Annotated in this window: 20 protein-coding genes; 11 read left to right on the top strand and 9 right to left on the bottom strand. The window is 68.9% G+C overall.

All coding sequences use genetic code 11. From position 1 onward, the window contains the following. Positions 1 to 5 precede the first annotated feature (5 nt). On the top strand, positions 6 to 1,448 hold the full coding sequence (locus tag ACZ6O0_RS10055) for a DUF7059 domain-containing protein (protein WP_465764489.1): 1,443 nt from the start codon (positions 6 to 8) through the stop codon (positions 1,446 to 1,448). Here the strand turns inward: ACZ6O0_RS10055 and ACZ6O0_RS10050 are convergent. Together ACZ6O0_RS10050 and ACZ6O0_RS10045 are read right to left on the bottom strand one after the other, a co-directional pair. After that, positions 1,442 to 3,007: a GGDEF domain-containing protein gene (locus ACZ6O0_RS10050; protein ID WP_465764488.1), complete on the bottom strand. Its 1,566-nt coding sequence runs from the start codon at positions 3,005 to 3,007 to the stop codon at positions 1,442 to 1,444. The genes ACZ6O0_RS10055 and ACZ6O0_RS10050 overlap by 7 nt on opposite strands. A 34-nt stretch (positions 3,008 to 3,041) precedes the next feature. After that, a complete protein-coding gene (locus ACZ6O0_RS10045; RefSeq protein ID WP_465764487.1) occupies positions 3,042 to 4,598 on the bottom strand; it encodes a GGDEF domain-containing protein in 1,557 nt (518 codons plus the stop codon). Between the two features lie 326 nt (positions 4,599 to 4,924). On the opposite strand from ACZ6O0_RS10045, the gene ACZ6O0_RS10040 reads away from it, so the two are divergent. Then, positions 4,925 to 5,647, top strand: a complete 723-nt coding sequence (locus ACZ6O0_RS10040; RefSeq protein WP_465764486.1) for a leucine-rich repeat domain-containing protein — start codon at positions 4,925 to 4,927, stop codon at positions 5,645 to 5,647. On the opposite strand, the gene ACZ6O0_RS10035 is transcribed toward ACZ6O0_RS10040, so the two are convergent. The 7 genes from ACZ6O0_RS10035 to ACZ6O0_RS10005 all read right to left on the bottom strand — a co-directional run bounded on the left by ACZ6O0_RS10035 (position 5,644) and on the right by ACZ6O0_RS10005 (position 14,297). Next, positions 5,644 to 6,078 carry an NUDIX domain-containing protein gene (locus ACZ6O0_RS10035; protein ID WP_465765579.1) on the bottom strand — a complete coding sequence of 145 codons (435 nt, stop codon included), beginning with the start codon at positions 6,076 to 6,078 and terminating at the stop codon, positions 5,644 to 5,646. The genes ACZ6O0_RS10040 and ACZ6O0_RS10035 overlap by 4 nt on opposite strands. A 590-nt stretch (positions 6,079 to 6,668) precedes the next feature. Continuing rightward, positions 6,669 to 7,973 (bottom strand): cytochrome P450, encoded by a 1,305-nt coding sequence (locus ACZ6O0_RS10030; RefSeq protein ID WP_465765578.1) that lies wholly within the window; start codon positions 7,971 to 7,973, stop codon positions 6,669 to 6,671. A gap of 364 nt (positions 7,974 to 8,337) precedes the next feature. Beyond that, on the bottom strand, positions 8,338 to 9,135 hold the full coding sequence (locus ACZ6O0_RS10025) for a DUF2785 domain-containing protein (RefSeq protein ID WP_465764485.1): 798 nt from the start codon (positions 9,133 to 9,135) through the stop codon (positions 8,338 to 8,340). Positions 9,136 to 9,319: 184 nt separating this feature from the next. After that, positions 9,320 to 10,084: an ABC transporter permease gene (locus ACZ6O0_RS10020; protein WP_465764484.1), complete on the bottom strand. Its 765-nt coding sequence runs from the start codon at positions 10,082 to 10,084 to the stop codon at positions 9,320 to 9,322. Between the two features lies 1 nt (position 10,085). After that, positions 10,086 to 11,078 (bottom strand): ABC transporter ATP-binding protein, encoded by a 993-nt coding sequence (locus ACZ6O0_RS10015; RefSeq protein WP_465764483.1) that lies wholly within the window; start codon positions 11,076 to 11,078, stop codon positions 10,086 to 10,088. Between the two features lie 318 nt (positions 11,079 to 11,396). Beyond that, positions 11,397 to 13,700, bottom strand: coding sequence for a sodium-translocating pyrophosphatase (locus ACZ6O0_RS10010; protein WP_465764482.1), 2,304 nt, complete (start codon positions 13,698 to 13,700; stop codon positions 11,397 to 11,399). Between the two features lie 237 nt (positions 13,701 to 13,937). After that, entirely contained in the window at positions 13,938 to 14,297 is a 360-nt protein-coding gene (locus ACZ6O0_RS10005; protein WP_465764481.1) for an STAS domain-containing protein, read from the bottom strand. A 160-nt stretch (positions 14,298 to 14,457) separates the two neighbouring features. Between ACZ6O0_RS10005 and ACZ6O0_RS10000 the strand changes: the two genes are divergently transcribed. The 9 genes from ACZ6O0_RS10000 to ACZ6O0_RS09960 all read left to right on the top strand — a co-directional run bounded on the left by ACZ6O0_RS10000 (position 14,458) and on the right by ACZ6O0_RS09960 (position 26,110). Further along, positions 14,458 to 16,767 carry a DEAD/DEAH box helicase gene (locus tag ACZ6O0_RS10000; protein WP_465764480.1) on the top strand — a complete coding sequence of 770 codons (2,310 nt, stop codon included), beginning with the start codon at positions 14,458 to 14,460 and terminating at the stop codon, positions 16,765 to 16,767. A gap of 38 nt (positions 16,768 to 16,805) precedes the next feature. Next, a complete protein-coding gene (locus tag ACZ6O0_RS09995) occupies positions 16,806 to 17,216 on the top strand; it encodes a hypothetical protein (RefSeq protein WP_465764479.1) in 411 nt (136 codons plus the stop codon). A 417-nt stretch (positions 17,217 to 17,633) separates the two neighbouring features. Beyond that, positions 17,634 to 18,401 carry a hypothetical protein gene (locus ACZ6O0_RS09990; protein WP_465764478.1) on the top strand — a complete coding sequence of 256 codons (768 nt, stop codon included), beginning with the start codon at positions 17,634 to 17,636 and terminating at the stop codon, positions 18,399 to 18,401. Between the two features lie 604 nt (positions 18,402 to 19,005). Beyond that, positions 19,006 to 20,433, top strand: a complete 1,428-nt coding sequence (locus tag ACZ6O0_RS09985) for an extracellular solute-binding protein (protein WP_465764477.1) — start codon at positions 19,006 to 19,008, stop codon at positions 20,431 to 20,433. After that, on the top strand, positions 20,433 to 21,389 hold the full coding sequence (locus tag ACZ6O0_RS09980) for a carbohydrate ABC transporter permease (RefSeq protein ID WP_465764476.1): 957 nt from the start codon (positions 20,433 to 20,435) through the stop codon (positions 21,387 to 21,389). Before ACZ6O0_RS09985 ends, ACZ6O0_RS09980 begins: the two co-directional genes overlap by 1 nt. Beyond that, the gene (locus ACZ6O0_RS09975) at positions 21,386 to 22,207 is read left to right on the top strand and encodes a carbohydrate ABC transporter permease (RefSeq protein WP_465764475.1); all 822 of its coding nucleotides are present in this window, start codon (positions 21,386 to 21,388) and stop codon (positions 22,205 to 22,207) included. The genes ACZ6O0_RS09980 and ACZ6O0_RS09975 overlap by 4 nt, the downstream gene beginning before the upstream one ends. Further along, complete coding sequence (locus ACZ6O0_RS09970; protein WP_465764474.1) at positions 22,207 to 23,556, top strand: ABC transporter ATP-binding protein; 1,350 nt, start codon at positions 22,207 to 22,209, stop codon at positions 23,554 to 23,556. Before ACZ6O0_RS09975 ends, ACZ6O0_RS09970 begins: the two co-directional genes overlap by 1 nt. 316 nt (positions 23,557 to 23,872) lie before the next feature. Next, entirely contained in the window at positions 23,873 to 25,120 is a 1,248-nt protein-coding gene (locus ACZ6O0_RS09965) for a CehA/McbA family metallohydrolase (RefSeq protein WP_465764473.1), read from the top strand. A gap of 576 nt (positions 25,121 to 25,696) precedes the next feature. Next, the gene (locus ACZ6O0_RS09960) at positions 25,697 to 26,110 is read left to right on the top strand and encodes a hypothetical protein (protein ID WP_465764472.1); all 414 of its coding nucleotides are present in this window, start codon (positions 25,697 to 25,699) and stop codon (positions 26,108 to 26,110) included. Positions 26,111 to 26,268 lie beyond the last annotated feature (158 nt).

Here is a 26,268-nt window from a genome sequence, read left to right as displayed (position 1 = left end):
GCTGCATGACTGAACTGACGGGGACCGACGTGGACGCGCTGCGGCAGGCGTTCACGGCAGCCGGGTACACGGTCGAGGGTGTTGCCGACCGGCTGGGTCCCCAGGCGAACGGTGCGCTGGCTCGCAACGAGACGACTCTCGCGGGCCGGCGCACCTCGTCAGGTGATGCTCTCGACACGATGGTCAGATTGTTCCTGCTGCAACGCGCCGTACCCGAATCCCTTGTCACACAGGCGTTTCCCGGCGTTGACTTGGTTGCTCTTGGCATCGTCGCGATCAGCCAGGGGCAGGCGCGCGCGGTGCTGGACGTCCGGCCGTTCGCGGAGGACGACCGGCAGTGGTGGGTGATCGCCGACCTGACGCCCGGACTGGACGGACGACGGGAGGCCATGCGGTCCGACTACGTGCTCGGGATCGCTCCGGCCAGCCTGAGCCTCATCCACCTGACCGTGCCGATCAAGGCCGAGCGGGCGCTCGACATCGGCACCGGCTGCGGGATCCAGTCGCTGCACCTGGCCGATCGGGTCAACCAGTTGGTGGCGACCGACGTCAATCCGCGCGCACTTCAGCTGGCCCGGTGGACGGCCGCGCTGAACCGGATCGACCTCGACGTCCGGGCGGGCAGTCTGTACGAGCCGGTCCAGGGCGAGCGATTCGACCTGATCGTGAGCAACCCGCCGTACGTGATCTCACCGCCCGGGGAAGGGCTGACCTACCGCGAAACCGGGTTCGCCGGGGACTCGGTGGTCGAGCAGCTGGTGCGACAGGCGCCGTACCACTTGACCGAGGGTGGCTGGTGCCAGCTACTCGCCAACTGGACCTGTGTGCGTGGTGAGGACTGGAAGGACCGGATCGCCGGCTGGACTGGCGATCGGTCCGCGTGGGCGGTGCAGCGCGAGCAGCTCGACCCCTCGGAGTACGTCGAGCTGTGGCTGCGTGACGCCGGTCTGCACGGGTCGACGGAATACACGGCCAGGTACGACGCATGGCTGCGATGGCTGGAGGAGCAAGGTGTTGAGGCGATCGGCATGGGCTGGATCACCTTGCACAACGTGGAGGGCACGCTCGAGGCCGAGGAGTGGCCGTACGAGATCGAGCGTCCCATCGGACCGCATGTGCTCCAGCGTTTCGAGCGAGTCGAAGGGCTGCCCGAGGATCTGACCGGGCTGCACCTGGTCCTGGCGGACGATGTCGTCCAGGAGACCAGTGGGCAGCCAGGTGCCGAGGACCCCGCGACGATCGTGCTGCGCAGGCAACGCGGCATGCGCCGGGCCGAGCAAGCGGACACAGTGCTCGCGGGATTCGTCGGTGCGTGTGACGGCGATCTGAGCGTCGGCCAGATCCTGGCCGCGTTGGCTGATCTGCTCGATCGTCCAGTGCAGGATGTATACCGGGACTACCTCCCGGAGGTCAGACGCCTTGTCGTAGAAGGCTTTCTGGACTACTGACTGCGCCGGCGCCGGCGCTTCTCGGCGTACATCCGCCGGTCCGCCTCGGTCAGCAAATCGGCCACCGGCGTACCGTCGGTGCTGCTCGCCTGCCCGATGCTGAGCCGCAGCAAGGCGAACCACGGCTCCACCGCCCGCGCCGCCTCCCGGTCCGCGGCGGCCTTGATCCGCTCGACCATCTCCCGCGCACCACGCTCGTCCGGCTTGTCCAGCACGACGACGAACTCGTCCCCACCGGCTCGCGCGACCACGTCCTCGGCCCGGCACTGCTCCGACAGCAGGTGACCGACCCGCCGGAGTACGTCGTCGCCGCAGGCATGCCCGTAGCTGTCGTTGATCACCTTGAGGTTGTCCACGTCGATCGCGACCACCGCCACCGACCGGCCGGCGTCATGCGCGACGGACATCCGCTCGTCCAGAGCGCGGCGATTGCCCACGCCGGTCAGCGGATCCTCCCGTGCGGCGCGCCACTCCGCGTCGTGCCGGATCGACAGCTCGTGGTTGGCCAGTGCGCTGCGTACGGCGTACAGACCGCGCAACCGCTCGGCCCACCAGCCTCTGGTGATGGCCCGTGCATACTGCAGCCCGGTCAACGCTCCGACATCACCCGACTCCGCGACGACCTTCACGGCCGTATGGCGGACCAGTGCCTCCACCGGCGGATCGGATGTCGGTGGCAGATCGCTCCCCGCCCGCGCCGCGGCCTCTACGGCGTCGTCGATCCGGCCGATAGCGGCGTACGCCTTGGCGAGATAGGCCCCCGCGATCGCAGCCAGCTCGAGATCACCCAGCTTGGCCAGCTGATCCCTGCAGTCCTTGAGGATCACCGCGGCCTCGGCGGCCTCGGCGACGTCGTTGCTGGCCGCCAGCCACATCCGCCCGGCGATCGGCCAGTACCCGAGCAGGTCGGCACGCACGATCACCTCGATCGCCTCACCGGCCCACCGGTGCGCGGACCGCCTCCGCTCCTGGATCTCCTCGTCGTACGACGTGTCACCAAGGCGCTCGAGCTCGTGCGCCCAGCGGAGGTTGGACTCGGCCAGGTTGAGCCGGTTGATCGCGGGCGCCTCGGCCAGTCCGAGCGGGTCGTGGTCGCCCTCGGCGGCGAGCTCGAAGTGCGGGATGCACAGCTCGTACAGCCGCAGCAGGTCGTAGGCGTAGCCGAGGCCGGTGTGCGCCCATCCGGCCAGGCCGAGATCGCGGGTCCGCGAGAGCGCGTTCTCCGCGGCGACCAGGTCGGCGACCGAGTCACCGCCCTCGCCGGTGCGGATCAGCGTGACGATCCGGATCGCGATCGCGTTCGCCTCCCAGCCCGGCTCGTCGATCGCGCGGGCGACGCGGATACAGCCGTCGACGGCATCCAGCGCCTCGACCGAGTCGGTGGCGTGGTGCGCGGCGACGGCCCGTACGTACTCGGCCGCGGCCCGCTCGTGGCTCGGCTCGGGCCCGAGCTCGGCCAGCAGCGCGCCGATCTCCAGCGCGGCCTCGGCCGGACTGCCCGACTGGGCTCGCGTCATCGCTGCCGCGATCCGCGTCGTTACCCCCGACGTCTTGCGCACCACACCTCCCCTGCGTGCCCCGAACCTTGCGGCCTCACCTCTTGCGGCGCTTGTCGCCGTACAGGCGCCGGTCCGCCGTGGCGACCAGCTGATCCACACCGACGCCTTCCGCGGTCGCGGCGTACCCGATGCTCAGTCCGAGCCGCCCCAGCCAGGGCTTGCCGGTCGTGGCCGCGATCGCGGCGACCGCGGTCCGGATCCGCTCGGCCAGCTGCGCACCACCCTTGGCATCCGGCTGGTCGAGCACCACGAAGAACTCGTCGCCCCCCGATCGAATCACGGCATCGGTCGCTCGCGCCTGTTCTACCAGGAGATTTGCCACAACCTGCAGCAATTCGTCCCCGCAGGCGTGCCCGTAGGTGTCGTTCACCAGCTTGAGGTCGTCGACGTCGATGGCCAGCAAGGTCACCGCCCGGCCGGAGTCCCGCGCCGCGGTCAGCCGCTCGTCCAGCGCGCGCCGATTCCCCACGCCGGTCAGCGGATCCTGCCGGGCCGCGTGCCACTCGGCGTCGTGCCGCGCGGACAGGTCGCGGGTGGCAAGCGCATGCCGTACGGCGTGCAGCGCCCGCTGCCGCTCCTTCCACCAGCCCCGGGCCACTGAGCGCGCGTACTCCAAGCCCGCCAGGGCTCCCGGCTCGCCGCCGGCCGCGGCGATCTCCGACCGGGTCTGCAGCACCAGCACATGGGTCGATGGGTCGGCCAACGGAATCAGGTCGTCCGCGGCCCGATCCGCCGCCGCCCTGGCCGCCTCCGGTTTGCCGTCGGCCTGCAACGCCCTGGCCAGGTAGGCGCCGGCGATCGAGAGCCGCTCGGTCTCACCAAGCTTGCTGATCTCGTCGCGGCACTTGGTCAGCTCGGTGACCGCCGCGGCCGGATCGGCGTGGGTGGCGGCCGCCGCGAGCCACAGCTGGGCGGACAGCCGCCAGAACTCCTGGCTCTCGTCGTCGACGATCACCCGCTGCGCCTCCCGCGACCAGTACGCCGCCGACGCGAGCCGCTCCTGGATCTCCTGGCCGTACGACGGATCGCCGAGCCGCTCGAGCTCGTGGGACCAGCGCAGGTAGGTCTCGGCCAGGTTGAGCCGGTCGATCGCCGGGGACTCGGCCAGCTCGAACACGTCCGCGTCGAGCCCGGTGGCCCGCTCGTAATGCGGAATGCACAGTTCGAAAAGTCGCAGGACGTCGTACGCGTAGCCGAGCCCGGTGTGTGCCCACGCGGTCAGCCCCGCGTCCTTGGTCCGGCTCAGCGCGTGCTCGGCCGTGACCAGGTCGTTGACGGTGTCGCCGCCGCGACCGCTGCGGGCCAGGTTGATGATCCGGATCGGCAGGGCGTTCGCTTCCCAGCCCGGCTCGTCGATCGCCTTCGCCACCGCGACGCAGTCGTCGACCGCCCGCAGCGCCTCGTCCGCGTCACTCGCGTGATGCGCCGTGACCCCGCGCACGTACTCGGCGGCCGCGAGCTGGTAGCTCGGCACACCACCGAGCTCGGCCCGGATCACCTCGATCTCGGCTGCCGCGATCGCATGCCCACCCGACTGGGCCGATGTCATCGCGGCGGCGATCCGGGCGGTCAGCGGATCACCCGTCGCCATCTCGCCACTACCCATAACCCCGCCGGCGGCCTTCCTGTCTCCCCACCCGCACCTCGGGCCGGACCGCCCATTGTGACCACCCACCCCCACTCCTGTCACGACCCGAACCGGCCACCGACCACCTAGTGCCACAAACACGTCACTAAAAAGAACCATCAGTTCCGTATGAAGCTCCTCCCCACGCGCCGCTACGCCGCCGCTCCCAACCACCCGACCTTCAGCTGCGGGCTACCCGCCCCCGGATCGCGAGCCGACTCAAACCTCATCCAGGCGCCGAGCGGAACCGCTGTCGGCGAGTTGAGGCGAGCCCTCCCTAGGATGATCCGATGCCAACGCTGAACCTCGGCGCCTCCGGCCTGCAAGCACTGGACGAAACTCTCCGCCGGCACACCGACGTCGACGAGCTCTACCTCCACGAGAACCACCTCACGACCCTGCCCCCATGGCTCGGCGAGTTCACCGATCTGCGGATCCTCGACCTCAGCCACCAGCCCCTGCAGTCGATCCCCGACCTCAGCCGCCTCCAGCACCTCGAGTTCCTCTACGTCAGCGACCTAGCCCTCACCGAGCTCCCCCCATCCCTCGGCACCCTGACCGCCCTCCGCTACCTAGGCGCCACCGACAACGCCCTCAAGTCAGTCCCCGAGTCCCTGGGCCGCCTAACAAACCTCATCGAGCTCCGCCTCTACAACAACCACCTCACCCAGCTCCCCGACTCCTACGGCAACCTCGCCGCACTCCGCGAGCTCCACCTCGACCACAACGCGATCGAGCACCTCCCCACCACCTTCGACCACCTGACCGAGCTCCGAGGCCTAAGCCTCCGCGCCAACGCCCTAGCTGACTTCCCCACCCACCTCAGCCAGCTCCCCCACCTACGCCACCTAGACCTCCGAGCCAACCGCCTGACCCACCTACCCGACCTACCCCCAGACGCCTTCCCCGCCCTAGAAAAACTCGACCTCCGCTGGCTAAACCTCCCAGCCACCCCTGACTGGCTCCACACCCTCGAGGGCCGGGGTTGCGCCATCTACCGCACCGCCGCCTAGCCGACCCGCAGGCCGTACTCACACAACGCCGTCGTCCCATCCCGAACAGCCTCGAGCGCCACCACGAGACGATCGGCAAGCAACGGCTTCACCAACACCCGCGCCTCGTCGACCGTGTAGAACCCCGCCGACAGAATCTCCCCGTCCGGGAACGTCAAGGCGCCGACCTCAGCCTCGGTGAGACGCCCGCCGTCGAAGACGAACACCATCCCCTCCGGCCGGACCTCCTGCGTACGCACGTAATCCACAACCAGCAGCCGCCCCAGCGGCCGGCTCACCCCAAGCTCCTCCGCAAGCTCACGCACCGCCCCGGCCCAAGGAGCCTCGTCCGCCTCGACCGCCCCACCCGGGATCTCCCAGTTCGGCTTGTACGACGGCTCAACCAACAGCACCCGGTCGTCCGCAGACCGAAACAACACCCCCGCCGCCATCCGCTTCCGAGGCAACCCCGCCGCATACCGCGCGACCGAGTCCCCACCAACTCCTACCGAATCCATGACTCCCTCAATCCCTCGGCGACAACAGCTGAGTCTCTCCAACCCCAGCGCTCCACGGGCTGACTCGCCGAGCACATGCTTCCTGGACTCGATCAGCGCCCGCCGCCGAAGGCGGCCAACAGACAGCCGCCGCGAAGCGGTGTCCTTGGCGCCCGGCGTGACAGCCGCCGCGCGGCGCCGCCTGCCTACGCGCTCCGGGTCGCCGTGCAGCGATCCATCACCAACTCACCACGGCCAACTCGCGGAGCACCTGCACCCGGAACGCCGGTCCGCGCGCCTGCCGCCGCAGGCGCCGACAAGACAGCCGCCGCGAAGCGGCGTCCTTTTGTGCAGGACAGCCGGCGCCAAGCGCCATCCTTCTTCCGCACGCCGCGTAGGCGGCGACCCATCGCCAGCTCACCCCCGGTCAACTCGCGGAGCACCTGCACCCGGACAACGATCCGCGCCCCCGCCGCAGGCGGCCAAAAGCACAGCCGCCGCGAAGCGGTGTCCGTTTCGCGGCGGCTGTGTTGGGACGTGAAGTACTACCCCGCGGCCTGCTGGGTGTTGGCGGCGTGGAGTTGGACGGGAAGCGTTTCGACCCCGTACACGATGGAGAAGTCGCGGAAGCGAAGCTGCTCCTCGGGGACGGCCAGCGCCAGATCCGGGAAGCGATGGGCCAGCGCCGTGAAAGCGGCACGCAGCTCCATCCGGGCGAGTTCGGCGCCGACGCAGCGGTGCATGCCGTGGCCGAAGGCGAGGTGTGCGGAGGACACCGTACGGCGCGGCCAGAAGTCCTCGGCGTTGTCACCGAAGACCTGCTTGTCCCGGTCTGCGCCGGACAGCGACACCGCGACCAGGTCGCCCTTCTTCACCTGCTGCCCGAACAGCTCCTGGTCGTGCCGCGCGAACCGCGGGAACGCGACCTGTACGACGGTCAGGTAGCGCAGCAGCTCCTCGACGATCCCGTCGACCGCGCCGGGCTCGTTCCGGATCCGTTCGAAGTTCTCCGGGTCGCGCAGCAGCACCAGCGTGCCGAGCGCGAGCATGCTCGCCGACGTCTCGTACCCGCCGAGGAAGACTCCGTCCGCGAGCCCACCGAGCTCGATGTCGTCGATGTCGTCACCCTGCTCGCGGATGATCGACCCGATCAGCCCGTCGCCGGGGTTGGCCCGCTGCTTGCGCACGATCTCGAACAGGAAGTCCCGCGACTCCGAAGCCGACCCGAACACCCCGATTCCACCACCGGACAGGTCGAACCGGGCCGGTCCGAGCGCGCGGAACCGATCGCGGTCGGACTCCTCCACTCCGAGCAGGTCGGCGATCAACAGGAACGGCACATTGAATGCGAAGTCGGAAACGATGTCGGCGACCGGTCCCTTGGCCTCCATCAGGTCCAGCTGGTCGTTGACGATCTTCTCGATCGCCGGCTCGAGCCGGGCCAGCCGGCGCTTGGTGAACTCGGGCGTCAGCAGCTTGCGCAGACGCGTGTGGTCCGGCGGGTCCGTGAACCCGAGGCCGCCGATCCCCTCCGACGGCTTGTTCGGGTCCGAGCCGACCAGCGGCCGGATGTCGTTGCTGAAGTTCGCGGTGTCGGCGAGCACGGCCTTCGCCTCGGCGTGGCCGCTCACCACCCAGACGTTCAGCCCGAACAGGTGGGCCAGCTTGTGCACCGGCTCCGTCTCGCGCACCTCGGCCAGCGCCGGCACCGGGTCGACGCCCGTACGGCGCAGCGGCATCGAGACCGAGCTCGGGATCATCCGCATCTTCGACAGGTCGAGACCACCCTTTCGGGTGGTCCTACTGAGAATGCGGTTGCCGACCCATCTCTTCAGGTATGTCGCAACCATGACTTCCACGCGCCCTCTCTGAACCGCTTGCCCCCAACGGCTTTTGTCACCTAAAAGCTAGCGTCGCCAGGGACCAGATCTGATGGTGTTGGCACTACTCGGGTAGTGGCGTTGGCACCACCATGGGAGGGGTCCACGGTCGTGCCAGCACAGACCTTGTCACAGTCGGGATCCATGCTTCCACCGGTATCCACCTGTACCTCGCCCGGGCCTGCGACGCGCCGTTCCTCAGGGGCTGTTCAGGGAAATCCCAGCCGAAAGTAGGATGCGCCGCCCACCCGGGGTCTGCTGCGATGAACAACGAACCGTGCATCCCATGAATTCAGGGTAGCCTTACCCGCAGCCCGGTCCGGGAAGCCCGATCTCACAGGTAGTACGGCGTAACCACCCGGATGACGTCGGTGATCTTGGCTTTCACGGCCTCACGGTGGGGAACGGGCGTGAGCATCCCCGCGCCGGCGGGCACCCGGACGCCGTGGTCCACGAGAACGTAGAGCGCTCGAAGCGTCCGGATCGTGTTGGTGACCTCCGGCGCGATCCCCTCCGCGGGTGGGTTCGAGAAAGCGCGCAGCGCCGGGTCGAGCCATTCGGTGGCGTCGGCGTCGGTGAGTTCGTCACGGGTGAGCGTGGCCGCCATGGCGTACCCGAGGCGATCGTCCTCCATGTCCCGCAGAACGTATCCGGTCGGCGTGAGCAGGCGGCCGATGCCGAGGCGGAGCATCTGGACCGGCTCGACCGCGGGGTGCAGTCCCAGCGTCCCGAGCAGGTCGGCGCCGTGCGCGACCGCGTGCAGCCAGCCGAGCTTGGCGTCGTACCCGCGCAGATCCTCCTCGGCGACGTACCAGCGTTCGAACGGCGGCACCCAGCTCGCCTCGAAGACACCGGCGGAGACGATCGCGTCCAGGATCAGCGGAGCGAATGTCCGCACCTGGACCTCGCTGTCGCCGAACCTCGGAACCATTTCGTCGCCTAGGGCACGCAACTGGTGGTCCGAGAACACCCCACGGCCGATCCAGGTGGCCAGGATCGCGTACGCCTGCCGGTCCCGCACCACCGGATCCAGGGAGCGCAGCATCCCGGTCAGCTCCGCGGCCAGCTCGTCCACCGGACGATCTCCCGGAACCACGTACCCGTCATCGCGCACCCGCGCCCAGTCGGTCATGCGCGGCACGCTAGACGCTCTCCAGTCCACCCCGCCACCCCTGACAGCCGACAACGGAGACTGCCCGTGGGACATCCGGTCTCCCAGATGTTCCACGGGCCATAGCGACCAGGACCCCTCAGCCCGGCCGGGCTCCGCGCCCCGGCCGGGCCCCTCAACTCGGCCGGGGTGGTCTTCAGTTGTGTCAGGCGTCCCGCTTGCTCGCCGAGAACAGGGCGATGGCCATCAGCGCGGCCGCCCAGCCGGCGAAGTACAGCAGGGCCCACCAGGGGCTGAGCGCGAAGTTGCTGCCGCCCGCACCGTCCCCGGCCAGACCGAAGTCCTGGCCCTGGTTCAGGAACGAGCTGCCGTTCGCGAACGGCGCCCACCGCGCCAGGTCGTCGCCGACCTTGGGGATCAGGTTGACCAGGTTCTCGACCAGCAGCGGCCAGAGGATCAGGATCGCGATCGCACCGGCGCTCTGCCGGATCAGGATGCCGACCGCCACCGCGATCACCGCGGAGATCGCGAAGACCAGACCCTGGCCGGCCAGCAGGCGCCACTCGGCACCGGTGTTGATCGACAGGTCGGCGTTGCTCGCGAACAGGCTGCCGACGCCCCAGGCGCCGAACGACGCGACCAGGCCGACGACGGCGGCCAGGAACGCGACCACCGCGGTCTTGCCGAGCAACAGCGCGGCGCGCTGCGGAACGGCCTGGAAGCTGGTCCGGATGGTGCCGAACCGGTACTCCGTGGTGACGGCCAGCGCGGCCATCACCATCATCACCATCTGGCTGAGCTGGGCGCCCGGCTGGGTGATGAAGATCGTCGCCCGCTGCTCCTCGGCCCCCTTGAGGAATCCGGTCGTCAGCGCCGCGAACCCGACGGTCAGGAAGGCCGCGATGACCATGCACCACCACGGTGAGCGGGTGGAGAAGAGCTTGATCCGCTCGACAGTGATCACCGACATGTCAGTTGTCCTCCTTCGGACCCGCGGCCACCTCGGCGGCGGTGGGCGCGTCCAGCTGGGTCACCGCGGCGACCTCGTCGTGCGCGTGGTACTCGACCGAGTCACCGGTCATCTGCATGAAGGCCTGCTCCAGCGAGCCGCGCTGCAGGGTCAGCTCGTGCAGCACGATGCCGTGCGCGGCGGCCGCCTCACCGACCTGGTCGGTGGTCAGGTCGCCCTCGACGAACAGGACCTTGCCCTGGTCCTCGATGTCCTCGATCCGGGTGACCAGTTGCTGCTCGTGCAGGACGCCGGCCAGCTGGTCGAGCTGCGGGGTCCGCACCTTGACCGTCGTACCGCTGGCGCGGTCGACGAACTCCTGGGTGCTGCTCTGGGCGATCAGCTTGCCGCGGCCGATGACGATCAGTTCCTCGGCGGTGAGCGCCATCTCGGACAGCAGGTGGCTGGACACCAGCACGGTCTTGCCCTCGTCGGCCAGCCGGTGCATGAAGGTACGGATCCAGACGATGCCCTCCGGGTCGAGGCCGTTGACCGGCTCGTCGAAGAGCAGCACCTCCGGGTCGCCGAGCAGGGCGCCGGCGATGCCGAGGCGCTGCGACATACCCAGCGAGTAGGCGCCGGCCCGCTTGTTCGCGACCGTGGTGAGGCCGACCATCTCCAGCACCTTGTCGACGGAGTCCTTCGGCAGCTTGTTGGACGCGGCCATCCAGGCCAGGTGGGACCGGGCGGACCGGTTCGGGTGCACCCACTTCGCGTCCAGCAGCGCGCCGACCTTGGTCAGCGGGCGGTGCAGGTCGCGGTAGCGCTGGCCGTCGATGGTGACCTCGCCGGCGGTGGGGGTGTCCAGGCCGAGGATCATCCGCATGGTGGTCGACTTGCCGGCCCCGTTCGGGCCGAGGAAGCCGGTCACCTTGCCGGGTTTCACCTCGAAAGACAGGTTGTCAACGGCAACGGTTGCGCCGTATCGCTTGGTGAGGCCCTTTGCCTCGATCATCGCCGTACTCCTCGTTCGGGTGGCGCGGTTCTGTCGGTTGTCGCATTCAGTATCGAGGTCTGACCGGTTCACATCATCGGACCCGGGGCGGATCCGGTGTGTCCACCCGTGGGTTGATTCTGCCGTCGGTGCGGACCGGGCGGCCATCGGTTATACCCCTGACCGCAACCCCGACGATCCCCCATCCGGCCACCCGCCCGCATCAGCCGAAAGTCTGCGAACGGTGCGACCAAAGAAGAACGGCCCACCGGGACGAGTCCCGGTGGGCCGTTCTGCTGCTACATCGGTGTACGGCGCTTCTCCGCCGTACTGCCGCGGTCAGGCGGCGGCGTTCACCTCGGCCGGCGTGTCGGCGATGACCGACTCGCGACGCTTGGAGACGACCACGGCCGCGACCAGGATCAGCACAGCCGCCACGGCGATGCCGATCCGCAGGCCGGTGTTGGTGTCGTCGCCGATCGACGACAAGCCGACGACGGCCGGGGCGATCAGCACCGAGACCAGGTTCATCACCTTGATCAGCGGGTTGATGGCCGGGCCGGCGGTGTCCTTGAACGGGTCGCCGACGGTGTCACCGATGACGGTGGCCTCGTGCGCGGGCGAGCCCTTGCCACCGTGGTTTCCGTCCTCGACCAGCTTCTTGGCGTTGTCCCAGGCACCACCGGAGTTGGCCAGGAAGACCGCCATCAGGGTGCCGGCGCCGATCGCACCGGCCAGGTAGCCGGCCAGCGGCGCGGCGCCGAGGCCGAAGCCGACGGCGATCGGCGCGGTCAGCGCGAGCAGACCCGGGGTCGCCAGCTCCCGCAGCGAGTCGCGGGTGCAGATGTCCACGACCTTGCCGTACTCCGGCTTGCCGGTGCCGTCCATGATCCCGGGGATGTCGCGGAACTGGCGACGGACCTCGTAGACCACCGCGCCGGCGGCGCGGCCGACCGCGTTGATGGCGAGACCGGAGAACATGAACACCACTGCGGCGCCGAGGATCAGGCCGACGAGGGTGGCCGGGTTGAACACCAGCGCCTCCGCCTCGAACTTGGCGTAGTTCTCGCCCAGCGAGGACCGGATCGAGTCGGTGTAGGAACCGAACAGGGCGGTCGCGGCCAGCACAGCGGTCGCGATCGCGATGCCCTTGGTGATGGCCTTGGTGGTGTTGCCGACGGCGTCCAGCTCGGTCAGGATCTGGGCCGCCTCGCCGTCCACGTCACCGGACATCTCGGCGATGCCCTGCGCGTTGTCGGAGACCGGGCCGAAGGTGTCCATCGCGACGATGACGCCGACGGTGGTGAGCAGACCACAACCGGCCAGCGCGATCGCGAACAGCGCGACCACACCGGAGCCGCCGACCAGGAAGGCGCCGTACACGGCCGCCGCGATCACCACGGCGGTGTAGACGGCGGACTCGAAGCCGACCGAGATACCGGACAGGATGACGGTCGCGGCACCGGTCAGCGACGTCTTGCCGACGTCCTGGACCGGCTTGTCCTCGGTGCCGGTGAAGTAGCCGGTCAGGGCCAGGATGATGGCCGCCAGCACGATGCCGATGATCACCGAGACGGTGGCGATCAGCCGCGGGTCGCCGTCGTGGGCGGCGATCAGGTCGGTCGCTCCGGTCAGGTCCCGGAAGCTGCTCGGCAGGTAGACGAACGCGGCCACCGTGCACAGCACCGCGGAGATGATCGCGGAGATGTAGAAGGCCCGGTTGATCGTGCGCAGGCCGTTCTCGCCGGCGCGCGGACGGGTCAGGAAGACACCGATGACCGCGGTGATGGCACCGATGGCCGGCACGATCAGCGGGAAGATCAGGCCCTGCTCGCCGAACGCGGCCTTGCCCAGGATCAGCGAGGCCACCAGCATCACGGCGTACGACTCGAACAGGTCGGCCGCCATACCGGCGCAGTCACCCACGTTGTCACCGACGTTGTCGGCGATGGTGGCGGCGTTGCGCGGGTCGTCCTCGGGGATGTTCTGCTCGACCTTGCCGACCAGGTCGGCGCCGACGTCGGCGGCCTTGGTGAAGATACCGCCGCCGACACGCATGAACATGGCCAGCAGGGCGGCACCGAAACCGAAGCCCTCGAGCACGGTCGGAGCGTCACCCTTGAAGAGCAGTACGACCAGCGCGGCGCCGAACAGGCCGAAGCCCACGGTCGCCATGCCGACGGTGCCACCGGTGCGGAACGCGACCCGCATGGCGGGCTCGCGGCCCTCGTCGCGCGCGGCCGCGGCGACCCGGACGTTGGCGCGCGTCGCGAGCCACATGCCCAGGTAGCCGATCAGGGCCGAGAAGCCCGCACCGACCAGGAAGAAGACGGATCGGAAGATCTTCAGCGTCGTCTCGTTGTCGCCGTCGGTGTGCGCCGGCAACAGGAACAGCAACAGAAACGCGACCACGGCGAAGATCGACAGCGTCCGGAACTGCCGGCTCAGAAAGGCCGAAGCGCCTTCCTGGACCGCTGCGGCGATCGTCTTCATGTTCTCGGTGCCATCGTTCGCGGCAAGCACCTGGCCCCGGAAGACCATCGCAATGGCGACCGCGAGGATCGCGATCACTCCGACGACGATCACCAGTGTGGTGTTGCTCGACGAAAGATCCACCGCTTGTGGAGCAAGCAGCGCGGACATCCGTCCTCCTTGTAGGCAACCCATCCAGGCTTGACGGCCCCCGTCTGCCGCAACCGAAGGGTTGGGAAAATACGACACAGCACCAAGGAACTGGCGCGGTGGGTCACTCTAACGGGTATCCGACCAGACCTGACGACAGGGTGGTCTACGCCATACCCGCGGGGCTGGATAAGATCTCCCCCTGGCCCCGCCGACCTCCTCACGCTTCGTAGTGCCGTGAACACCTTTTCGCTGCGGTCAGATCGCCGAGGCCACGTCCGGATGGATGTCGAAAACCTTGGTCAGACCGGTGATCCGGAAGATCTTGAGCAGCCGTTCCTGGGTGCAGACCAGGGACAGGGATCCATCGTGGGTGCGGACCCGTTTCAGTCCGCCGACGAGCACACCGAGGCCGGTGGAGTCCAGGAACTCCACGCGTTCCAGGTCGATCACCAGGTGGTAGACACCGTCGTCGACGAGCGTGGCGATCTTCTCCCGGAGCTTCGGTGCGGTGTAGACGTCGATCTCCCCCGCCACCTCGATGACGGTACGCCCGCCCTCGGCGCGCGCGGTCAGCGACAGATCCACTTCGGCCTCCGATCCCGTGAACTGCTGCATTCAACCATGTACGGACCGTGAGTAGGGCCGTTGCTCAAAACTCTTTCATCTCGCCAGACCGAAGTCGATTCTTGTCGGCAAAATGAGCCGTGCATCCGTCGCGTGCACACGCCCGTGCACCTGGACGACGACTGTCCGCACTCGCGACTAGGCTCGCGGTATGCGTGCAGGTGGTGAGGCGGCGGCCGTGCTCAAGCGTTTGGCGACCGGCCGCGACGACCGGCTCACGCATGTCGAGTCCGTGCCGGCCCGGCGGGGGCAAACGTGTGCTTGGCCGCGCTGGGTTCCCGATGACGTGCTCGGCCAGCTGGCCGATGCCGGGATCAACGAACCCTGGACGCACCAGGTCGCCACCGCGGAAGCGGCGTACGGCGGGAAGCACGTCGTGGTTGCCACCGGCACCGCCTCGGGCAAGTCGCTCGGTTATCTCCTACCTGCCTTCGCCACCTTGAGCATCGCGCAGGCCGCGTCCCCGCAGCGCCGGGTGGCCTCTGTTCTGTACTTGTCCCCGACCAAGGCTCTGGCGCATGACCAGCTCCGCGCGGTCTCGTCGTACACAGTGCCTGGTCTGCGGGCGACCACGCTGGACGGCGACTCGGAACGCACCGAACGCGACTGGGCTCGCGACCACGCGACGTACGTGCTCAGCAATCCCGACATGCTGCACCGCTCGGTCCTGCCGAACCACCAGCGCTGGGCGCGCTTCCTGGGCTGCCTGCAGTACGTCGTGGTCGACGAGTGCCACCACTATCGCGGCGTCTTCGGTGCGCACGTTGCCGGCGTGCTGCGCCGGTTGCGTCGGGTCTGTGCGCAGTACGGCGCCCATCCGATCTTCATCTGCGCTTCCGCGACGGTCGCCGAGCCGGCGGTGTCCGGCGAGCGGTTGACCGGTCTGCCGATGGTCGAAGTGGTGGAGGACGGCTCTCCGCGCGGCGGCATCTCCTTCGGCCTGTGGGAGCCGCCGCTGACCTCACTGCGCGGCGAGAACGGCGCCCCGGTGCGCCGTTCCGCCACAGCCGAGGTGGCCGACCTGTTGACCGATCTGGTCGTGTCGGGTGTGCGGACCGTGGCGTTCGTCCGGTCTCGTCGTGGCGCGGAGACAGTCGCGATGACAGCACGGGAGAACCTCCTCGAGGTCGACCCTTCGTTGTCAGACCAGGTGTCGGCGTACCGGGCGGGCTATCTGCCGGAGGAGCGTCGACGACTCGAGAGCATGCTGCAGAGCGGTGAGCTCACCGGGGTTGCTGCCACCAATGCGCTCGAGCTGGGCATCGACATCGCCGGACTCGACGCCGTACTGCTCTCAGGCTGGCCTGGTACGCGCGCATCCCTGTGGCAGCAGGCGGGACGCGCCGGCCGGGCCGGGGGCGACGCACTGGCTCTGCTGGTCGCACGTGACGATCCGCTGGACACCTATTTGGTCCGCCACCCGGCCGCCATCTTCGGACGCCCGGTCGAGGCAACAGTCTTCAACCCGGAGAACCCGTATGTCCTCGGCCCGCAGCTGTGCGCTGCCGCACAAGAGCTCCCACTCACTGCCGACGACTACGAGATCTTCGGCAGTACGACGCCAACCGTGATCGCCCAGCTGGTTCGGCAGGGGCTGCTGCGCGAGCGGCCGCACGGCTGGTTCTGGACCCGCCGGGAGCGGGCCGTGGACGCCATCGACATCAGGTCGGCCGGTGGGAAGACAGTGCAGATCGTGGAGGACCAGACCGGTCGGCTGCTCGGCACGGTCGACGGCGGCTCGGCACATGCGTCGGTTCACGAGGGCGCCGTCTACGTGCACGCCGGCGAGTCCTATCTGGTCAGGACTCTGGACCTCGAGGAGCATGCAGCGGTCGTCGAGCCGGCCTCCCCCGACTACACCACCTTTGCCCGGGACCTGACCGAGATCAGCATCCTGGCGACCGAAGAGACCTGCACCTGGGGTACGGCGGAGTTGTCGCGCGGCTGGGTCCAGGTGAAGAGTCAAGTGGTCTCGTACCAGCGCAAGCTGCTCGCCACTGGCGACGTACTCGATGAGCAGCCGCTCGACCTGCCGGAGCGCACCCTGCGGACCAAGGCGGTCTGGTGGACCATGCCGGACGCCGTCCTCGAGAGGCTCGGGCTGTCCGACGTGCCCGGAGCGGCGCATGCGGCCGAGCACGCGTCGATCGGCCTGCTCCCGTTGTTCGCCACCTGCGACCGCTGGGACATCGGTGGCGTCTCCACCGCCCGGCACGCCGACACCGGCTGCCTCACCGTCTTCGTGTACGACGGCCACCCCGGAGGGGCCGGATTCGCGGAACACGGGTACGCCGCGGCGCGCGAATGGTTGACGGCGACACGCGAGGCGATTGCACACTGTGAATGTACGGATGGATGCCCGTCGTGCGTACAGTCGCCCAAGTGTGGGAACCAGAACAACCCACTCGACAAGAGCGGTGCGGTCGCATTGCTCTCCGCACTACTGAGCAGTGAGGCCTGACAGAGTCCGGCAGTCTCCGGACGGAGAGGCAGCTTGCCATGGTCGTCCTCGGAATCGTTCTGATCGCGCTGGCCGTGTTGTTCGGGCTCGGCGTCTCGGTGTCGTCCACCGCCTCGACCAAGCTCGAGGTGTTCGGCGTCGACTTCGGCGTCGCCGTACCGACGGTGTTCTTCCTCGGCGCGGTGACCGGGCTGGCGCTGATGGCCGGCCTGTGGCTGACGAAGAAGGGACTCGGCCGCGGCTACCGTCGCCGCAGGGAGATGCGCGAACTGCGCGCCCAGGCCGCGACCGCACCCAGTGACACCGTCGGCGGCGAGATCACGGACAGTGACGCCACCGCCGACAGCCCTCCGGCTCTGGAGAGCACCCGCGAGGCCCCGGCCGACGAACGGCTCGCGGTCGAGCAGGAACTCGCCCCGGACCCCAAAGACACCAAACAGCCGCAGTGACAACTCTGTTGCCGTAGGCATCAACTGACCCGGTGAGCTACTGGAATCCCCACAGATTGCCGTAACATCTCGATCGACACACAGCCTCCACTCGGCGGCCACACGGCTGGTCTTCAGCCGGATTTCGGTGCCCTGCGCAACAACTTTCGCCTGGCAGTTAGTTGCCATTGGCATCAAGTTTCGGGGTCTCGCCATAACCACCGCCGACGCACCTGTGCCTTACTGGTTGTGGCGTCAACGTCGCGTTGAGTCACTTTCGGCCTTCCGGGCCACACCGCCTCCTCACGGGGGATCGACCGCAGCCCGCCCCACAGCGCTTGGGGTGTCCGTCGCGGTTCCCGGAACCCGGATCTGCTCACGTCACGGGGTCCCGACGACCTGACGCGAGCTGCGATGGCACGACCTCTGGAGGTTGTCTTGATCATCCGTAAGTTGTTGAGTCGCACCGGCGTGGCAGTGCTCGCGGTCAGCGTCGCGCTGGCCACCGCCGTACCGGCCCAGGCCGCGAACCCGGTCGCGGGCGGTGCGACCGCTCCCGGCGTCGAGGTGGGCGTGGCGAAACAGATCGCCACCCGCGCCGACACGCGGTACTGCCTCACCTTCGTCGCGGCCGCCAAGGTGCCGATGGCGGTCATGATGGCGTGCGCACCGGGCAAGGAGGGCAAGACCCAGGAGTGGATCTACACCGAGTCCGGCCAGCTGCAGGTCGCGATGAGCAAGAGCGTCGGTGGCGCCCTTGCCCAGACCGGCGCCTGCCTGGACAGCGGAGCGGACCTGGCCAAGGTTCCGGCCTCCGCACCACTGCTGGTGCTGCCGTGCCGCGCCGGTGACGGGCAGAAGTGGTCCTACGACGAGAGCGCCGGCACCTTCGTGAACGCCGCCAGCGGTCTCGCCCTCACGTCTCTGCTCGGCAAGGGGAAGGCCAAGCAGGCACAACCGACCGGAAGCATGTCCGCGGCCGGTACACCGATCCAGGGCTGGAGCGCACTGCCGCTGCCGGGCCTGGACATCCTGGGTGCGGTCCTGGCTCTCGTGAACGCGCTGCTGGCATCTCTGGGCCTGGCCCTGCCACTGCCGGTCGCGAACGCCGCGTCCAGCCTGCTCGAGCTGGTTCGGCCGAAGCTGCCGATCCCGGCGCAGATGTCGGTGCTGCCCAAGCAGATGATGCAACTGGCCCAGAGCTGAGCCCTCAGGGTTCCTCAGCCGGACAGAGGACGGCCGGCCCCGACATCGTCGGGGCCGGCCGTTGTTCGCACTCCTTCGGATCGACACTTCTCGTTCAGTTGTCCTGGTGATCCTCGGTCGGCGGATGGAGCGGTGCTCGGGGAGATTCCGGATTCCCCGCTGCTTGCGCGTCAGCGGGAGCCCGATGGGATCGTCACCGGCCCACCAGCCGGGTCGTGGCCGTCACCAGCCGGCCGGTCGGGTCACCACCAGCAGTGGTGCCACCAGTGGTGGCAATGACTGAGCAGGTCGTCCAGAAGGCAAGCAACTCCGTGCAGCAGTCCCATGTCGTTCACCTCCGATCCGCTGAACCGATCGGCAAGACCGTACCGCCGCCAGTCACGGTCTGTATCTACTCAACTACCTGTTGCCACACAACCTTGAGCATCCTTTAACTCTTCCGCAATGCGTCCCGCCCGCACCGGGCTTGACACTCCGTCAGTGGTTGCCTACAGCACCTGGCAAACGTTCGCTTCGGGGTTGGAAAAAAGTCTTCACATAGTCGCTCAGGAGTGCCAATGTTTGACCGGCACTCTCGCTGGACCACTTTTCGCAAGGAGCCTTGATGCGATCTCTCACCCGGTTGTCCACCGCCGGCGTCCTCGGCGCGGCGGCCCTCGCCCTGCTCACCGGCTGCCTCGGCTCGTCCGACTCCGGCAGCGGCGACCAGGACGCGAACCGCAACTCCGACGCCAAGAAGGTCGAGCTGACGATCGGCTCGAACTCGGTCAAGGGCGGCAAGAGCAGCGCCGGCGCCACCTTCATCGAGGACGTGCTGATCCCGAAGTTCGTCGCCGAGCAGAAGGGCAAGGGCGTCGACGTCACCGTCAAGTTCCAGGGTGACGGCTCCGACGACGAGGTCTACAAGCAGAAGCTCTCGCTCGACCTGTCGAACAAGTCCGGACCGGACCTGTTCCAGATCGACGGCATCTGGGTCGGCGAGTTCGCCCAGGCCGGCTACATCAAGCCGCTCACCGACACCGTCGGCGACGAGGCCAAGGTGAACGACTGGGACGGCTGGAAGCAGATCCCGGAGTCGGTCCAGCAGCTCGGCAGCTTCGAGGGCAAGCGGTACGGCGTCCCCGGCGGCACCGACGGCCGGGTGCTGTACTTCAACAAGAAGCTCTTCCAGCAGGCCGGCCTGCCCGCCGACTGGCAGCCGAAGTCCTGGGACGACATCATCACCGCCGGCCAGGCGCTGAAGAAGCTGTCCGGCGTCACTCCGATCCAGATCAACGCCGGTACGGCGATGGGCGAGGCGACCACGATGCAGGGTGTGCTGCCGCTGCTGGTCGGCACCGGCGCCACCGTCAACACCGACGGCAAGTGGCTGGGCGACACCCCTAAGCTGCGCCAGGTGCTGGACTTCTACCACAAGATCTACGGCACCGGACTCGGTGACCCGGTGCTGCAGCGCGAGGCCAAGGGCCGGGACAAGTCCTTCGCCGAGTTCGCCGCGAACAAGATCGGCATCCTGCTGGAGAGCGACTACTTCTGGCGCAGCGTGGTGGAGCCCAAGGCGGGTGTGGCCAAGATGGCCGACCGCGACTCGGCCGTCGGCTACGCGCTGATCCCGGCCGCCCTGCCGGGCGCCGGTGTGAAGGGCCAGGACTTCGTCTCGATGTCGGGCGGCGGCGCGACGGTGATCAACCCGAACACCAAGTTCCCGCAGCAGGCCTGGGAGCTCCTGCAGTTCATGAACTCCGCGGACATGGTGAAGGCTTCGCTGGACGGCGCGGCCAAGATCACCCAGCGCAGCGACGTCAACAGCGAGGTGCTCGCGAGTGACCCGATGCTGAGCTTCATCGCCGACAAGGTCCTGCCGCTCACGCAGTACCGGCCCGGACTGGCGGAGTACCCGAAGATCTCGGCCGCTCTGCAGCAGGCGACCGCGGACGTGGTCGGCGGCAAGAGCACGGACGCCGCCGCGCAGGCCTACCAGAAGGCGGTCGAGGCCGCGGCCGGCGGCAAGGACAAGGTCGCCGGCAACTGATGACCTCTGCTCCCGCACCCGCGCCGGCTCAGGCACCTGAGCCGGCGCGGCAGACCTCCGAGTCGGCGCGGCAGGCCCGTGGGCCGGCCCAGGACGTCGCCGGGCTCGGCGTCTCCCGGGCGTTCGGCTTCGTCGCTCCGGCCATGCTGCTGATCGGCGCGTTCCTGATCTTCCCGGCGGTCTGGACGATCTACATCGGGATCACCAACTACCGGTTGACCGGTGTCGAGGCCGTCTCGCCGTCGATCGTCGGCCTGTCGAACTACACCAAGGCGCTCAACGACGCCCTCTTCCACAACGCGCTGTGGCTGACGATGCTGTTCGTCCTCGGCTCGGCGATCATCGGCCAGAACATCCTCGGCTTCACGCTCGCCTGGGTGATGCGCCGTACGCGCCCCGCCGTACGCCGGACCGTCGAGGCGTTCGTGCTGCTGGCCTGGATCCTGCCGTCGACGGTGGTCGCGTACCTCTGGGTCGCGTTCTACGACCGGGACGGCGGGACGCTCAACAGCATTCTGGGTACGCCGGGCACCGCGTGGCTGATCGACTACCCGATGATCTGCCTGGTGGTGTTCAACACCTGGCGCGGTACGGCGTTCTCGATGATGTTGTACTCGTCCGCCTTGCAGGCCGTACCGCCGTCGCAGCTCGAGTCGGCGCGGATGGTCGGGGCATCGGGGTGGCAGACGCTGCGGGACGTGGTGTTCCCGCACATCCGCGGTCACGTGCTGACGAACACGCTGCTGATCTCGCTGTGGACGGCGAACGACTTCTCGCCGTTCCTGCTCACCAAGGGCGGTCCGAACCACGAGTCCGAGACCGTGCCGGTCTACATCTACAACGTGGCTCTGCAGGGCGGTGAGCTCGGCTACTCGTCGGCCATCTCGTTCCTGCTGCTGATCGCGAACCTGCTGGTCTCGCTGATCTACCTACGGCTGCTACGGAGGCGCTCATGAGGCCCGCCCACGTCGTACGCCGGATCGGTTTCTACGTGCTGATCTGCGCGATCACGCTGTTCTTCGCCGTACCGATGCTGTGGATCGCATCGGCGCCCTTCGACGCTTCGCCGGGTCTCGGCGTGCACTGGCCGGACTGGACGCTGGAGAACGTGCGCAAGACCCTCGAGCATCCGTACGCGATGCACTCGATGGTCAACTCGCTGCTGATCTGCGTGACGACCGCCGTGGCCGTGACCGCCTTCGCCGCCTTGGCTTCGTATGCGTTGTCGCGCGTACGTATTCCGGGCCGCGACGCGCTGCTGTACGGATTGTTGCTGCTGTCCTCGGTCGTCACCGGGACGGCCGCGATGGTGCCGATCTTCGTGATGATGTTCCAGCTCGGGCTGATCGACTCCCGGTTCGGGGTCGCGCTGGTGATGACCGGCGGGCTGTTGCCGGCGGCAATCTTCATCCTGAAGGACTTCGTCGACGCGGTGCCGAAGTCCTACGAGGAGTCGGCGCGGGTCTTCGGGGCGTCCACGGGCCAGATCCTGCGGGACGTCGTACTGCCGGTGGCCCGGCCCGGACTCGCGACCATCATGGTCTGGGCGTTCGTCAACTCCTGGGGCAACTTCCTGGTGCCCTTCCTACTCATCCGGTCGATCGACAAGCAGCCCGGTGCGGTGCTGATGCAGACCCTCACCGACGAAGGCGGCAGCGTGAACCTGCAGGTGCTGCCGGTCTTCTCGCTGCTGTTCTCGATCCCGGTCGTCGTGCTGTACCTGCTGGTGAACTCGCGGTACGGGTTCCGCTTCCACGGAGGGATCAAGAGCTGATGGCGGGCATCGACATCGAAGGCCTGGCGACTGTCTACCCGAACGGCGTCCGCGCCGTCGACGGGCTGGACCTGCACGTTGCCGACGGCGAGTTCTTCGCGCTGCTCGGCCCGTCCGGCTGCGGCAAGACCACGCTGCTGCGGACGATCGCGGGCCTGGAGCCCGCGACCGAGGGCACGGTCCGGATCGACGCCGCCGACGTGACCCGGACCGAACCGGGCAAGCGCGGCGTCGCGATGGTCTTCCAGGACTATGCCCTGTTCCCACACATGAACGTGGCGGAGAACATCACCTACCCCTTGAAGGTACGTCGAGTTGCCGCGGCCACTCGTACCGCGGTGGCCGAGCGCACTGGCGGCGAACTGTCCCTCCAGGGCCTCCTCGACCGCAAGCCCGGCCAGTTGTCGGGCGGCCAGCAGCAGCGGGTCGCCCTGGCCCGCGCGATCGCCTCCGAGGGCAAGGTGCTCCTCCTCGACGAGCCACTGTCCAACCTGGACGCGCGTTTGCGCCTGGAAGCACGCACGTTCCTGAAGAAGCTCCAGCGCGACCTCGGCATCACCACGGTCTTCGTCACCCATGACCAGGCCGAGGCGCTGGCCCTGGCCGACCGCATCGCGGTGATGGACGCCGGCAAGCTCCGTCAGCTCGGCTCACCCCGAGAGGTCTTCGCCCGCCCCGCCAACACCTTCGTCGCCAACTTCATCGGCTCCACCCCCATGAACCTCCTCCCCGGCACCGTCACCTCCACCGCGTCGAACGCCGGAGTCTTAACCGGCTCCGGCAGCCTGGCCGTCGCAGCCGGCTCGGGCAGCTCCGCCGGCTCGGGCGGCTCGGGCAGCTCCGCCGGCTCGGGCGGCTCGGGCAGCTCCGCCGGCTCGGGCGGCTCGGGCGGCTCCGTCGGCTCCTCCGGCTCGAACGGAGCCGCGTCCGGCTCGGCCGACTCGTTGGCCGGGGCCGCGTCCGGCCCGAAGGCCCGCTCCAACGGCTCGGCCCCCGATGGTGCGGTCGGCGTTGTCTCGGTCGCCGGCGGCTCGTTGCCTGCGACAACCTTCTCCGCCCCCGCCGGCGCCGAGGTAACCGTAGGCATCCGCCCCGAGTACCTGACCCTGACCACCGGCGACATCACCGGCCCAGCCCTCCGCGGCACCGTCGTAGTCGCCGAGAACCTCGGCACCCAGTCCCTCGTCAGCGTCGACTGCGACGGCACCCTCATCGGCGTCACCGTCCCCGAAGAAGCCGAACCCACCCCCGGCACCCGAGTAGTCCTCACCGCCCCCGCCTCCCGAGTCCTCCTCTACGACCGAGACTCCGGCCACCTCCTAGCCCGCCAACCCGCAACGGTCGCCTGATGCACCACCCATCCCGCCGCCCCCACCCGACGCCCCACCCTTCCCGGCCCGGTCACCTGACGCACCGCCCACCCCACCCAGGTCAGCGGGCCTACCGCCCATCCCACCCAGATCAGCTGGCGCACCGCCCGTCCCACCCACGTCAACTGACACACCGCCCACCCCACACGGATCAGCCGACGCACCGCCCACCCCACCCAGATCAGCAGGCCCACCGCCCACCCCACCCGGATCACCTGGTGCACCACACATCCCGACCCAGTCTGCCGACGGACCTCACGACGCTCCGCGTCCGCCAACCGAATACGGTCGACTGATGGCTGTTACGACGTACCGTCGGCTCTGGACCCTCGACGACCGCGCCGAGTCGGTCTGGCATTCCCTCCCCGTCGACATCCCGGCCGACTGCCCAGGCCTCCTCGTCACCCTCACCATCCCGCCCGTCGAGGGTGCGGTCATCGACATCGGCTGCGAGGGCGCGGCCGGCTGGCGCGGCTGGTCCGGCGGCGCCCGCCAAACCTTCGCGATCACCCCAACAGCGGCAACCCCTGGCTACCTCGCAGGCGACCTGGAACCCGGCACCTGGTGGATAGTCCTCGGCCTCCACCGCATCCCGGTCGAGGGCGTCGAACTCATCGTCGAAGCAGTCACCGGCCCAGTCCCGGAGATCCCCGGCCTCAGGTCGTACGCCGACCTGACCGCCGCAATCGCCGTACCACCACGCCCACCCCGCCGCACTCTCCCCGCACCATCCGGCCTGAAGTGGGTAGCAGGCGACTTCCACGCACACTCACTCCACTCCGACGGCTCCACCCCGATCGCCAACCTCGCCGCGCTCGGCGTCACCGCCGGCCTCGACGTACTAGCCGTCACCGACCACAACACCGTGGCCCACCACCTCGAACTCCCCTCCCTCACCAAGCGCTTCGGCATCGGCCTGATCCCCGGCCAAGAGGTGACCACCGACACCGGCCACGCGAACGCCTTCGGCGACATCGGTGTCATCGACTTCCGCCGCCCCGCCTCCACCTGGGTCTCCGAAGTCGCCCAGCGCGGCGGCCTCCTCTCGATCAACCACCCACTAGGCGGCGACTGCTCCTGGCGCCACCCCCTCCCCGAGCACCCACCCCTGGCCGAGATCTGGCACTCGTCCTGGCTCGACCACACCTGGGGCGGCCCCGTCGCCTGGTGGCAAGCCTGGGGCCTCGAGACCACCACCCCCATCGGCGGCAGCGACTGGCACAACCCAACCTCGCTGACCCCACCCGGCACCCCCACCACCTGGATAGCCGTAGACGCCGCAGCCGAAACCCCCGACGAACTAGTCCCCGCCGTCCTAGCCGGCCTAGCCGCCGGCCGCACAGCCATCTCCTGGTCCTACACCGCCCCCGTCCTAGTCCGCGCCGACGACGAACTAGTAGCCCTCAACGCCCCCAACACCCTCGTCCTGTCCCCCAACGGCACCCGCCACCCCATCCACACCCCCCACCAACGCATCCCCGCCACCCCAGGCCCCCACCTCCTCGTAACCCACACCGGCAACTTCCTCTCCACCTGCACCTAACCCCCGACGCCGGGCCGCCCCCCTCCCACGACGCCGGCCGCCCCGCGAGGTGTGACTCCCGCCGCCGCACCGGGCCGCGACTGTCGGCAGCCCGCCGACCGACCCGCCACCTTTCACGGACCCCTCCCGGCCTACACCTGCTCGCTCCCAGGACCGGCGCGCTCCGACCGACAAATCACCGCCCGGCCCGCACCCACACCACGCCGACCCGCAGCCACGCGGCCGACCTATTACCACCGCGCGCCCACCCCCGCTCGGACTGCGCGGGCCGACCGCGCCGTCACCGGCCGCCGGGCCGACGCGCCACGCGGCACACATCCACATCCAACCCACCACGCGAACCACACCCACATCCGGCCGACCCGTGAGACCGCGCGTACGGACTCACCCCGACGCGGTCCGACCGCCCAGCACTACCGGCGATCACACCCGACCGGCCTCACGACAGCCAACCTCCAGCCGGCCTCACGACAACCCGGCACCCGACCACGGACCACCGGACGACACGGGCTCAGGCAGACGCACTGCCGGACGTGGTGGGCGAGTGTGGAGGGGCGGAGCGGGCAGACTGGCCAGATGACAACCGGACGACCGCGGGTGATCGTCGTCGACGCGGCGAACGTGATCGGCTCCCGCCCCGACGGCTGGTGGCGCGACCGCCCCGGCGCAGCACGCCGCCTCCTGACGAAGCTCGCCGTACTCCAGCACCACCTGCAGGACACCACCGACATCATCGTGATCCTGGAAGGCGCCGCCAGATCCGCCGTCTCCGGCGATGACGCCCCCGACACCGGCACCCTCCGCGTGGTCCTCGCCCCCGGCTCCGGCGACGACACCATCGCCGCCGTCACCGCCGAGTCCGCGGCCCAACCACACAACCCCGAAGTCACCGTAGTCACCGCCGACCGAGGCCTCCGCCAACGCACAGAACCCACCGGCGCCACCTCCACCGGCCCCAGCTGGCTCCTCGACCAACTAGACCAGCTCTAACCACCACTCCCCGGCCAATAGGTCGGCTACCAGCGCGCAGGCCCTCAGCTAATCACCGGACGCCGACCAACGCCCTCCGCACCGTCGCCCTCCGCACCATCGTCCTCCGCAGCGTCGTCCTCCGCAGCGTCGTCCTCCGCAGCGTCGTCCTCGGCGCC

It is taken from the genome of Kribbella sp. NPDC048837, from assembly GCF_055586945.1.
The sequence above is the reverse complement of the archived record's forward strand: the minus strand, read 5'-3'. Positions and strand labels throughout refer to the sequence as shown.